A 12846-nucleotide genomic window follows, 5' to 3' on the forward strand; every position below is an offset into this window, starting at 1 on the left:
ATATCGCCAATTTATTCTTTTTTCTTATTTTTGTCTTGAATTATATGATTTTGTTTTACCAATACTCTTGTATCGGAGGGTACATCATCATACAGCAAAACCCCAGAACCGATAGTGGAATTGTGGCCCACTTTAACACCCGGTGAAAAACTGGAGTTGATTCCTGTCTTTACGGAATCTCCAATAATTGATCCGAGCTTACGCCTTCCGCTATCAATCATAGCATCTTTGATTTTGGTTTTGACAGGTTTGTTGTCAAAACGAAGGTTTGCAATGTTAGTTCCTGCAGCTATATTGCAGTTTGAACCTATAACGGAGTCTCCAACATAACTTAGGTGACTGACATTAGTATTTTCCATGACAATTGAATTTTTGATTTCAACTGCATTTCCAACGTGAACGTGATCGCCGAAGTAGGAATTGCCCCTGATATAGGAATTAGGCCCTATATCACAGTTTTTACCAATATAAACGTTTCCTTCAATGTAAACTCCGGCCCTGATAATACTTCCTTCATCCAAAAAGACTTCTCCGTGAATATGGGCGCCTTCTTCAATTGTTCCTTTTATTTCTGTTTTAAGATTGCCAATGAGCTCTTCATTGACTTCAATAAGCTCCCATGGACGACCCACATCAATCCAGTCCTTGTTGGTTTTATGTCCGATTACCTTTTTGCCGTCTTCAATCTGGAGAGTTACTGAATCTGTGATTTCATATTCTCCACGTTCTGAAATTTCTGTTTTTGCGATTTTTTCGAAAATGTCCTTGTTGAATATGTAAATTCCCGCATTGACAAGATTGCTTGGAGCTTCCTCTTTTTTAGGCTTTTCCACAATTTTTTTGATGTTTCCTTCTTCGATTTCGACAACACCAAATGCTGAAGGGTCTTCCACTTCAGTTAAAACCATCAGAGTATCAGGTTTCATGTAATTGTATTTTTTTATAATCTCGTTTATGATTTCATTATCAAGAATAATATCTCCGTTGAGAACTACCAGACTGTCTTCAATGAAATTTTCACCATATGAAATAGCGTTTGCAGTTCCAAGGAAATCCTTTTGAGTTTCGTAAGTAATATTAACTCCGAATTCACTGCCGTCACCGAAATAATCCCTGACCATTTCCTCCTTATAACGTACAATTAACAGTATATCTTTAATTCCATTGTCCCTTAAGGATTCTATGTTATATTGAATAATCGGTTTTCCGGCAACAGGCAACATGGTTTTAGGCTTTGTCAGTGTTAGCGGCCTCATTCTGGAACCTTCGCCTGCACTTAATATAATCGCTTTCATTTTCTATCCCCATAAAAATTATATAATAATATTATATGTTTAACTCTTTACCTATAAATTAATTTTTCTAAATTAAATAACTAATTTTAAATAATAGTTGGTATATAGTAGAATTATATTAGCTATGCTAATAGCAAAACACAAAAAGGAGATAATAAAATGACTGTATATGTTTGTTTACACTGTGAATACAGATTTGATACTGAAAAAGGCGACCCTGCATACAACATTCCTGCTGGAAAAACTCCTGCAGACATGCCAGATGACTGGGTTTGCCCAGAATGCGCAGCTTTAGGTATTGACGCATTTATCGCAGAAGAAGAATAAAATCTCTTCTTCTAATTACTTTTTTTATTTTTAAATAATTATTTTGTTTATTTTTTCCTGTTTTCATTGAATTTCTAAACTCAGTTGATTCTTTCATATAGAAAAATTCAAATTTCATACATGAATATTAAATAAAATTAAACTAAATTTTGTAAAGTAAATATAATCTTCATATTTTTTATATAACAATTGACAAAAATATAATCATCAAAGATAGGAGATTATTATGAAATTTTATAAAAAAAGTATAATCCTTCTATGTTTATTGATGATTACAATGGGGGTTGTCTGTGCACAGGACATCACTGATACAGCACAGAACACTCTTGAAATAGATGACTCCCAGGCAGTACTTGCCAATTCAACATCTGCCACATACGATGATCTCTCAGAATTGGTTGAAAAGTCCGGCGATTCAATAAGCCTGGAAAGCGATTATAAGTACAATCAAGGAACAGATAAGGTAAAAAATATTTCAATTTACAAAAAGAACTTAACCATCAACGGTAATAACCATGCCATTGACGGGGACGGGAAAACAACTCTTTTTAAAATAGAAAAAGGTAATCTAGTTATAAAAAATACTGTTTTGAGAAACTTCAATGATACTGCAATCATACTTATAGACAGTACACTGACAACATTAAACGTTACTTTTGAAAACATTCAAGCTGCCGATTACGGTGCTGCAGTATACTGTACAGACGACAGTATGGTTACAAGTACCAATGACAGGTACATAGAAACCTACGCTCCAAACGGAGGTTCTGCAATATTCGGGTATGATTCCGTAATCAACATCAACAACGGAACTTTCCAAAACAAAAAGCCTATTTACTGGAGTCTGATTTATGGAGAAGACAGTGAAATAAATGTTTTTGAAACAGTATTTGCAAATATAAACTCAAAATATGCAACTACGATTTACAACACATACAATACCACAATCAAAAAGTCAAAATTCATAAATTTACATGCTGATGCAACTGCAGGTGCTATTGCCATTAAAAGTAACAATGCCCAGAACAAGACTTATATGAGAGTCTATGACTGTGAATTCGTAAACGTCAGCGCCGCCAAAAACGGTGGAGCAATATATTCCGACCTCAACGGAAACGGACTCAAACAATATATCGGTCTTTTGGACGTTATTAACTCCACATTCACCCAGTGCCGTGCTGATTTTGGAGGAGCAATTCTTCACCTTGGAAGAGCTGTAGAAATAATCAACTCCACTTTTACACAAAACATGGCAACTGAAGCTGGCGGAGCATTTTACAGTTCAAATGCAAATGTACTTATCAACGGAACCACATTTAAAGAAAATAAAGTCGACATCTACAACGGACTCGGCGGAGCATCATATTTTGACGCTGAAAAGATAGTCATCGACAAAACAACATTTGAAGACAATGTTGCAAGCAAAGGCGGAGGTATTTACAGCTTTTATACAGGACATACAATTGTCAATTCCGCATTTAAAAACAATGGAGAAGACATTCATACTTACTATGAGGACAATGGTTCCATAATAGAAGACTGCGGAGAGTTAAATTCCATTCTTAACGACAAAATGAACATTACAATAAGATACAACGGACTGCCAATCACATTGAATCCGCAACCAATCAAAGGATCTGCAAGCGATTCCTACTTCAATTTAAAAGACCAGGGATTAGTTACTCCAGTAAAAGATCAGGGTTCCATGGGTGCATGCTGGGCATTCGGTGCAGCAGGAGCATTTGAATCCGCATTTTTAATTGCAACCGGAAAAACCATTGATATTTCAGAAAATAATATTCAGGACTTAGGTTTAGTCTATTCACCTTACGGATGGATGGGCAATTATGAAGGTGGAAACTACCTCACTGCAACATCATACTTCGTAAGCTGGCTCGGTGCAGTAAACAGCGTTGACGACAGCTATGATGAACTTGGTAAAATCTCTTCAGTAAGCTACAGCGGAGATGCATATCGTGCAGTAGATGCTGTTTTTGTAAATATTAAAGATAGAGCTGCAGTTAAAGAAGCATTAACCAAATACGGAGCTTTAAACCTGTATGTATATGGTGCAAATTCAAAAGATAAATCATATAATCCTCAAACACATGCAGTCTACAATTCCAAATATAGCGGAAACCATTACGTGACACTGGTAGGATGGAACGATACATACTCAAAATATAATTTCGCAAATACCGCACCTGGCAACGGAGCATGGATTTGTAAAAACAGCTGGGGAACCAACTGGGGAGATGAAGGATACTTCTATATTTCCTATTATGACAAATCCCTGAATGCAGATGCAGTAGGATTCAAATTTGAAAATGTGAACTACTATGAAAAACTTTACCAAAACGAATTAGGCGGATACGACTCATTCAATAAAAAATTTGACACTTACGGACATGTCTTTACAAGCGAAGGAGGAGACATCCTTGCAGCTGTCGGAACATACTTCGAAAAGGCAAATACCCCATACAAAATATCAATTTACGTAAATGGTTTTATTAGCTACACCCAGGACGGCATTTCAAAACATGCCGGATATGAATGTATCAAACTGGATGATTATATTGCTGTAAACGACAATTCCACATTTGAAATTAGAATAAAATCCAGTTCAGCACCTATATTCCAATATTCAAGACTGCCTGCAGTCGAAGGTAAAAATTATGTAATAGACAGTGCTGGAAATTTCATTGACCCTGCAAAAGAAAATATAACCGTGCCTGTTAAAGCGTACACATTCAAAAACCCTCAAATCAGTGAAAACATCGTGAAATATTACACTACAAAAGAAACAATATTTACTGTGAACAATGTTTTAGAAACTGGCACTTTACCAATCAGTTTTGACGGTAAAAATATGACAATGGAAATTGTAAACAGCAGCGGAAGTGTTAACTTAGGTGTTTTAGATATAGGTCCGAATAAAGTGTATATAACATACAGAAACCAAACCTTTGCTAGCATAATCTATATCAAACCGACCATAGACTGTGAAGACATATACACCATAACAATTGCATACAATACCAAACTGACTCTGGATAACGTCAAATTCTATGACAGCAACGGAACTCCTCTTGAAAATGCAAGTGTTGTTGTCAAATTCAACAATGAGGTTATCCCGGATACCGTTACCGGCGTCAACGGAACAATGCCTATTGTTGTTAAAGCAGGAAACAAAATCGGAACCCACTATGTGGACTATCTTAACCCTACAAACAATGAGACTGCAAGAATAACCGTTAAAATCCTTTCAAGATTCAGCGGAAATTCCAATGTCAACATGTACTACTATGACGGACACAGTTATAAAGTCCGCATAAGAGGGGACAACGGTAACTTTGTTGGTAAAAATCAGCTTATAACCATCAAAATCGGCAGCAAGAAATTTAATGTCAAAACCGATGCAAACGGTTATGCGACTTTAAAAATACCTAAAACAATTACTCCTGGAAAATACACAGTTTCCGTTACAGTCATGAAACAGACCATTAAAAACACACTGACTGTAAAACAGGTCCTTAAAACCACAAAAACAGTTAAGGTTAAAAAATCAGCTAAAAAACTGACTTTAAAAGCAACTCTTAAAAAGGGCAGCACCGCTCTGAAATACAAAGTTGTAAAATTCAAAGTCAACGGTAAGACATACTCTGCAAAAACCAACAAAAAAGGTATTGCAACAGTTACCCTTAAAAAAGCTGCAATAAACAAGCTGAAAGTCAAAAAATACACCGTTAAAGTAAGTTACTTAAACGATGTTGTAAAATCAACACTTCAGGTTAGACGTTAGAGGATTAAATTCTCTAACAACCTTATTTTTTTTAAAAAAAAAGAGTTTTGAAGATAATTAATATCTTCATAAGTTTTCATTGATTATTTTTACGCACACATCCTTAATCTCTTCAGCCCTTTTACTGTCACGGGATTCCAGTGTGATTCTGATGTAGTCTTCTGTTCCGGAAGGTCTTACAAGCACCCAGCTGTCATCTTCAAATGTCATTCTTACCCCGTCGATTGAATTGATTTCTTTAATGTCATTGAATGCGTCTTTTAAAAGGTCTTCCATGTTTTCCATGACTTTAATTTTAGCTTCTTTTGAGCATGTTATCTTTTCACGGATGTTAGGATAAGATGGGATTTCTGAGAGAAGCTGTGAGAGTTTGCCTTTGTTTGATACAAGTTCAGCCATTCTAAGACCAGACAGTATTCCATCGGGACACATGCAAAAGTCAGGGTGCAGCCATGTTCCTGAAGGCTCTCCTCCGAATGCTGCGTTTTTCTCGATGATTACCTCAGCAACGTTAACATCTCCGACAGGAGTTCTGAATACTTCACCGTTAACTGATTCATCCATGCATAAACCTGCATCAACTGTTGTTACAACGTCACCGTCAAATTCTTTTGATATAAGTGCTAAAAGTGAGTCAAATGGAGATATATTACCATTTTCATCAACAGTAATCATTCTATCTGCGTCACCGTCATGAGCTATTCCGAGGTCTGCTCCAATAGCTACGACTGTTTTCATGAGTTTTTGAAGGTTGTCTGCATTCGGTTCAGGGTTTCTTCCCGGGAAAAATCCGTCAGGCTGTGAGTTTAGTGTGGTGACTTCACATCCTGCTTTTCTAAATACTAAAGGTGATATTTCACTTCCCGCTCCTGATGCGCAGTCGATTACAACTTTAAGGCCTTCTTTAATATCGACCATGTTTACCAGATCATCAATATACTGGCCTTTTATTTCCTCATTGACGCTTAGGGAACCTACTTTGTCCCAGGATACTGAAATGTATGATTTTTCAGCATATATTTTTTCTATTTCAGCTTCCTGAGCTGATGTATATGCCATTCCGTTCTTGTTCCATATTTTTATTCCGTTGTATGGGGACGGATTGTGTGAAGCGGTAAGCATTATTCCCGCATCGGCATCAAGTTTTTCGCAAGCGTAACCTACCAATGGTGTTGGAACCATTCCTATTTTAACTACATTGATTCCACTTTCCAAAAGTCCTGCGCAGATTGCCTGGTCAAGCATTTTGTTTGTAGTACGTGTATCATAACCTATTACGACAGTACCTTCATTTCCCAAATAAAATGCAAGGGATTTGCCTACGTTCAGTGCCAGTTCGCATGTTACTTCTGAGCCTACAAGTCCTCTGATTCCTGATGTACCGAATAGTTTTTTTGCTACCATAGCATCACCATTATGCCCCGAATTTGTGCGCATAATTCATTAAGTCCATCATGATGTTCATTACGTCTGATCCTCTGATTCTGTTAAGCCCTCCTTTTGCGCATGCTCTTTCTGAGAATTCTGTAACGTCATCAGTTCTTACTTCAGGACCTCTGATTAATACAGGCACAGGGTCTCCGGAGTGGTTTTTAACTGAAATAGGAGTTGAGTGGTCAGCTGTAAGGTAAATGTAAACGTCTTCAAGTTTGATAAGTTCACTCATGACAACTTCATCGACTTTTTCTATGAATTCCTTTTTCTCCATTGTCTGGCCGTCGTGGCCTGCTTCATCGGCTCCATCGATGTTTATAAGGAAAAAGTCATGGTCTGAGTTTTTGACCTGGTCGATGATTGTATCACGGATGTTGTCAAGGTTTGTGTCGATTCCGCCTGTAACGTCTTCCATTTCAATAATGTCCATTCCTGCGAATCTTCCGATACCCATAATAAGACCAGTTTCTGCAATACATGCTGAGTTGACTTCATATTTGTCGTTGAGTGATTCAACAACAGGCACTTCACCTGCTCCACGAGGAATGACAATGTTTGCAGGAGGAAGTCCTTCTTCAATTCTTTTCAAGTTGACAGGATGGTCTTTGGACATTTCATAGGTTTTTACAACAAGTTTGTTTAATATATCAGCAGTTTTTGCGGCTTCAGGTGTGTCGTCCAAAGCTTTGACTTGTTTAGGTTTGTTTCCTTCAACTTTAGGATCTGCATCACTTACTTTTCCTGAAAGGCCTTCGCCTCTTAAAACCAGAACTGCCCTGTGACCGGTGGATTCTTTAAAGATTATTTTAACGTCAGGATAGTCTTCAAGAACCATTGTGTTTAAAACGTCAACAATATCTTTGGTTCCTTCTTTGATTCTTCCAGCACGTCTGTCTGTAACAATTAAATCATCATCAACTGTTGAAAAATTGCATCTGAATGCAATGTCGCCCGGCAGAACCTCAACACCTACACCGTTTGCTTCAAAAGGACCTCTTCCTGTGTATACTTCATAGGGGTTGTAGCCTAAAATTGAGAGGTGTGCTGTGTCACTTCCAGGAATTATTCCAGGAGCGATTGAATCCATAATTCCAGTAATTCCTTCTGCTGCCATCTTATCCATATTTGGAGTGTTTGCAGCTTCAAGAGGAGTTTTATTTCCTAATTCTTTAATAGGACGGTCACCCATACCATCCATAATTAAAATAAGACCTTTCATAAATATCACCTAATAAATTATAATAATATGATTTTTGTTTTTAATAGTTAAAATAATTATTTAAAAAAAGAGTTTTTAGAATACAAATGTCATCAGTAAAATTCCGACAATAGCTCCCACGATAGTGGCTGAGAGATTTACATGCTCATTTGTCATCCACCCATGATTTTCGAAAAGTGCACCTAAAATACTGTCTGCAAAGCATCCCACAGTTCCAGATACAACAGCAACTATAATTGAAGGCAGGAAATCAGGAAGAACGCCTAATATAAATGCGGCTAAACCTATAACAGCTGCTCCGATTATTGATATTGCTGTTCCCAAAGGAGAGATTGCACCGTTTGTGCCGGGATCGACTTTTTGAAAAGTAGTAATAAGACGAGGCTGCTGGTCTAAAACACCGATTTCAGAAGCCAGTGTGTCTGCAGTTGCAGTTGCAATAGCTCCTATAAAACCTCCGACGAATGTGAGGTAATATCCTCCGAATGCTGCCATAAAGCATGCGACAACACCATTGGATATAACATTTTTGGAAGTCCTTCTTCCTTCAAATTCACCCAGTGACATCTTATACTTTTTGGAAAATTTTGTGGCCAGAAGTGACATTATTAAAAAGAGAACAATTAATAAAAGCCAATGAACCCCCGCCGAGAAGATAATTATAATTCCCATTACAATCATAACTGCTGAGCCAAACAAATCCAGAGACTTTCTCCTGTATGTGATAAATCCTAAAACAAATAATAGAATCACATACGCCCAATTAATCATTAACTGTTCAACCATAAATTCACTACTACTCACTTTTTAGATAATATTTGTTTAAAATTATATAAAAAGATTTACATGGGAAGTGATTTTTTAAAATTGAATACGTCACAAATCTCTGAAATTTTTCATCTGAAAAATCAGAGAAAAAATTCTATTGATATAATAGGAATTGCGATTAATTATTTTAAAATAAAAATAGCATGTTATAATTTAATTAAGTATTAATTCAATTAAAATAAATATGTGATTATAAAATATTGAAAAGAAATAGGGATACCTACATCAACTCATAATTTTTTAAAAAAAATAAGAAGTAGTGAGAAAAATCTCACTTATTTAATTGTTATTTTAACTTTTTTGCTTGCAGCTTTGTATGTGTTATCCCCTGCATATTTGAGAGTTGCAGTGAATTTACCTTTTTTAGTTAATTTGGTAATCTTGAATGTTGCTTTACCTTTAGAATTGATTTTAGCAGTGTAAGTTTTACCGTTAACTTTCAAGGTAACTTTTTTGCCCGCTTTCAAGTAAGCCTTACCATTGGAGGATGAACCTTTAATGGATTTAAGGGTAACTGTGTACTTTTTGGTTTTTACAGTTGACTTGAAAGATTTTGCACTGGCTGAAAAGCTGAGAGATTTCTTGTTGACTTTAAGGGTGTATACGGCCATTGATGCATTATAATCCTTATCGCCAAGGAAAACTACTGCAAATGTGTATGAACCTGCATTTGCAAGGTTAATCTGAACGCTAGCTTTACCGTTAGCGTCAGTTGTTCTGTTTAAAGTAATACCGTTGTAACCGATATTGATAGTTTTGTTTGCAACAGGATTGCCGTTTTCGTCTACAAGACTAACAGTGAATTCTTTTCCTCTCTCACCTGCATAATAGTCTATAGCATACTGTGTGTAGTCCTTACCCACGATTTGAGTAGCGAGCTTTGCAGATTTAAAGCTGATTGAAAATGTTGATGCCTGATAGGAATCATCTCCTGCAAAGTTAAGCACAAGAACGCTTCCTCTTGCACCCTGAACATTGAAGTGACCTTCGCCATCAGTAGAAACAGTGCCGTTTACATCATCATAGCTATAGTCAATGCTTTTGTTTGCAACAGGATCGCTTTCAATTGTTTTGAGATATGCAGAAACTGTATAGTTTTCACCTACAACGACATCTTCAAATGAGGTTACTACAGGACTTGAAGAATCTGCATCCTGAAGAACATCACCTTCAAAAGTGGCGTTGTCACCGGCACTGACCATACCTACTGAAAGGACAAACACAAACAGCAATGATAAAAACATCAATTTTTTATTATTAAACATAATTTTAATCTCCTTTTAATAATTAAAAAGGGATAAGAGATTGAATCTCTTAAATTCCCCTTATCTAATAGTTATTTTCACCTTCTTGCTTGCTGGCTTGTATGAGTTGTCACCTGCAAATTTGATTGTAGCAGTGTACTTACCTTTCTTGGTTAATTTGGTAATCTTGAAGGTAGCCTTACCTTTGGCATTAATCTTAGCTGTGTAAGTCTTGCCGTTAACGGTAAGAGTTACTTTCTTACCAGCTTTGAGGTAGGTTTTGCCGTCTACAGATGAACCTCTAATTGTTTTCAGGGAAACTGTGTATTTTTTGGTTTTGACAGATGCCTTGAATTTCTTAGCACTAGCGGAAATTGTAATCGGTTTTTTGTTGATGTATACTGAATATACGGACATGCTTGCCTTGTAGTCTTCATCACCTAAGAACACAACAGCAAATGTGTATCTGCCTGCGTTTGCAAGGTTGATTTGTACAATAGCATTTCCGTTTTCATCAGTAGTTCTAACCAATGTAACACCATTATAACCTATTTTGATAGTCTTGTTGGCAAGTGGATTGCCGTTGACATCTTTAAGTTGTACGGTGAAGTTTCCACCTCTTTCACCAGCATAGTAGTCCATAGAGTATTGTGTGAAGTCACTGCCTGTGATTTGTGTTGCAGTTTCATTAGCTGCAACATTGTTGAAGGTAATTGATTTTTCGGATTCAGCAAGTTCATATAAGCCGTTGAAAGCAAATGTGTACTTGTTGTTGTCTGCACCCTGAGCTGTGAATTTACCTTCACTGTCAGTTACAACAGTAATGTTTTCGCCGTTAGCTGTGTATGTAATTTCCATATTAGCAAGTACATTGCCATTTTCGTCTTTAAGAACACCGGTAATTAGGAAGTTCTCATCGACTGAGATAATGGAAATAACAGTTTTTACAGGAGTAATGCTCATCATATCAATACCGTAAGCAACAGCGTGAGTATCGTCACCGAAGTATTTTACGTTTAAAATATGCAATCCGTAGGTTAACGGATCAACAGTAATTGTAGCTTTACCGTCAACTACTTCAGCAGTGTAGTCTTTACCATCAACTGTGACAGTAATGTTACCTGTGACATTGCCGGATTTGGCAGTTAAATCAACAGTTACATTGAGTCCGTCAACAGAAATACTCATGTCAGTGAATTCCATAATATCAGATTTACCATCCATATTTGTGTTGTTTTCAGCTGTAACATTGTTTGTATCGACAGTAGCATTTTCACCAACAACCATTACACTACCGGATTCAGCAGTGTTATTGGTAAATGTTGTGTCGGATACAGTTGTGTTTTCACCGTTTGCTACAATACCTGCACCAGTAGTAGCGTTGTTGCCTGTGAATGTAGCATTTTCAACAGTAGCTCCATTACCGTTAAGTACAGCACCTGCACCAGTCTCAGCAGTGTTGTTTTCGAAAGTAGTATCAGCAATAGTAGTACCATTACCATTTGATACAACACCTGCACCGGTTTCCGCATGATTGTCTTTGAATGTTGAGTTTTCAACGGTTGCATTGTTACCGTTTAATACAGCACCTGCACCTTCGGAAGCCAGGTTATCTTTAAATTCTGAGTTTTCAACAGTAGCATCGTCACCGTTAAGTACAGCACCTGCACCAGTATTAGCGTTGTTTCCAGTGAATTCGGAATCACTGATTGTGGTTCCTTCACCGTCGGATACAACACCTGCACCAGTCATAGCAGTGTTGTTAGCAAATGTTGAACCAGCAATTGTAGTATCATTACCTGAAGTTACGACACCCGCACCGGTATCAGCAGTGTTGTTTGCAAATACTGAGTCTTCAATGGTTGCGTTATTGCCTTTGATTACAACACCTGCACCGATATCAGCAGTGTTGTTAGCAAATGTTGAACCTTCGATGTTTGCGTTGTCACCTTCAATTACTACACCTGCACCTTCACTAGCGTTGTTGTTTTCAAATGTTGAGTTTACAATGTTTGCATTATCTCCAGTCCAGAGGATTGCACCGCCTTTATCAGCAGTGTTGTTTGCAAGAACTGCATTTTCTAATGTACCGTTGTCACCAGACCAGATGACTGCTCCGCCTTCTTCACCTTTAGCATTAGTCAGAGTAATGTTTTTAAGTACAACATTGTCTCCGGTAATGTTGAATATGGTTGAAGCGTCAGCACCGCTTACAAAGTGTCCTTGACCGTCAATTGTAACTCCGCTTGGAACAACGACAGGAACAGTGTCGTTTCCGATGTCGAATTCGAAGTCATGGTCAAGTACTATTGTAGTATTGCCTGCTGCAACAGCATCGTCGATTAATTTTTGCAGGTCTTGGAAGCTCATGTATTTTACAACAAGGTCTCCTTCTTTATATCCTGGAGCATATTCATCGCCGACTTCAACTCTTAAGAGTTCGGAAGCACCTACAACAGGTTTAGTTGAAGAACCACCATTATAAACTGCTTTGACTTCGTGGACACCTTTTGTAAGGCCTGTTGCCACATATGTTGCAGTATGGTCATCAGCTAAATCTTTGGTTGCGATTTCTTTGCCGTCAATGTATAATGTTACATTACCGTATGCATTTTTTACAGTTACGACAATTGAATATCAATTTTGAAATTTAGATAACTTAATATTCGTTAAAAAAAAGTAAAAAAATTAGGAAAA

Annotated in this window: 8 protein-coding genes; 2 read left to right on the top strand and 6 right to left on the bottom strand. The window is 37.1% G+C overall.

The features are described from left to right. Positions 1-11: 11 nt before the first annotated feature. A complete protein-coding gene (glmU, locus tag QZN33_RS02380; protein WP_296789183.1) occupies positions 12-1295 on the bottom strand; it encodes a bifunctional sugar-1-phosphate nucleotidylyltransferase/acetyltransferase in 1284 nt (427 codons plus the stop codon). Between the two features lie 159 nt (positions 1296-1454). On the opposite strand from glmU, the gene QZN33_RS02385 reads away from it, so the two are divergent. Beyond that, positions 1455-1622: a rubredoxin gene (locus QZN33_RS02385; RefSeq protein ID WP_292805434.1), complete on the top strand. Its 168-nt coding sequence runs from the start codon at positions 1455-1457 to the stop codon at positions 1620-1622. A 226-nt stretch (positions 1623-1848) separates the two neighbouring features. Next, positions 1849-5424: a C1 family peptidase gene (locus QZN33_RS02390; RefSeq protein WP_296789200.1), complete on the top strand. Its 3576-nt coding sequence runs from the start codon at positions 1849-1851 to the stop codon at positions 5422-5424. Between the two features lie 66 nt (positions 5425-5490). Here the strand turns inward: QZN33_RS02390 and glmM are convergent, their stop codons facing one another. The 5 genes from glmM to QZN33_RS02415 all read right to left on the bottom strand — a co-directional run bounded on the left by glmM (position 5491) and on the right by QZN33_RS02415 (position 12678). After that, positions 5491-6861 (bottom strand): phosphoglucosamine mutase, encoded by a 1371-nt coding sequence (gene glmM, locus QZN33_RS02395; RefSeq protein ID WP_296789212.1) that lies wholly within the window; start codon positions 6859-6861, stop codon positions 5491-5493. Further along, complete coding sequence (locus QZN33_RS02400; RefSeq protein ID WP_296789214.1) at positions 6839-8077, bottom strand: 2,3-bisphosphoglycerate-independent phosphoglycerate mutase; 1239 nt, start codon at positions 8075-8077, stop codon at positions 6839-6841. The genes glmM and QZN33_RS02400 overlap by 23 nt, the downstream gene beginning before the upstream one ends. A 75-nt stretch (positions 8078-8152) precedes the next feature. Beyond that, entirely contained in the window at positions 8153-8863 is a 711-nt protein-coding gene (locus QZN33_RS02405) for a TIGR00297 family protein (protein WP_296789215.1), read from the bottom strand. A 317-nt stretch (positions 8864-9180) separates the two neighbouring features. Continuing rightward, on the bottom strand, positions 9181-10170 hold the full coding sequence (locus tag QZN33_RS02410; RefSeq protein ID WP_296789217.1) for an Ig-like domain-containing protein: 990 nt from the start codon (positions 10168-10170) through the stop codon (positions 9181-9183). A gap of 60 nt (positions 10171-10230) precedes the next feature. Beyond that, positions 10231-12678 carry an Ig-like domain repeat protein gene (locus QZN33_RS02415; protein WP_296789220.1) on the bottom strand — a complete coding sequence of 816 codons (2448 nt, stop codon included), beginning with the start codon at positions 12676-12678 and terminating at the stop codon, positions 10231-10233. Between the last annotated feature and the right edge of the window lie 168 nt (positions 12679-12846).

The sequence above is a fragment of the uncultured Methanobrevibacter sp. genome (genome assembly GCF_900314615.1).
In the GTDB taxonomy this organism is placed as follows: domain Archaea; phylum Methanobacteriota; class Methanobacteria; order Methanobacteriales; family Methanobacteriaceae; genus Methanocatella.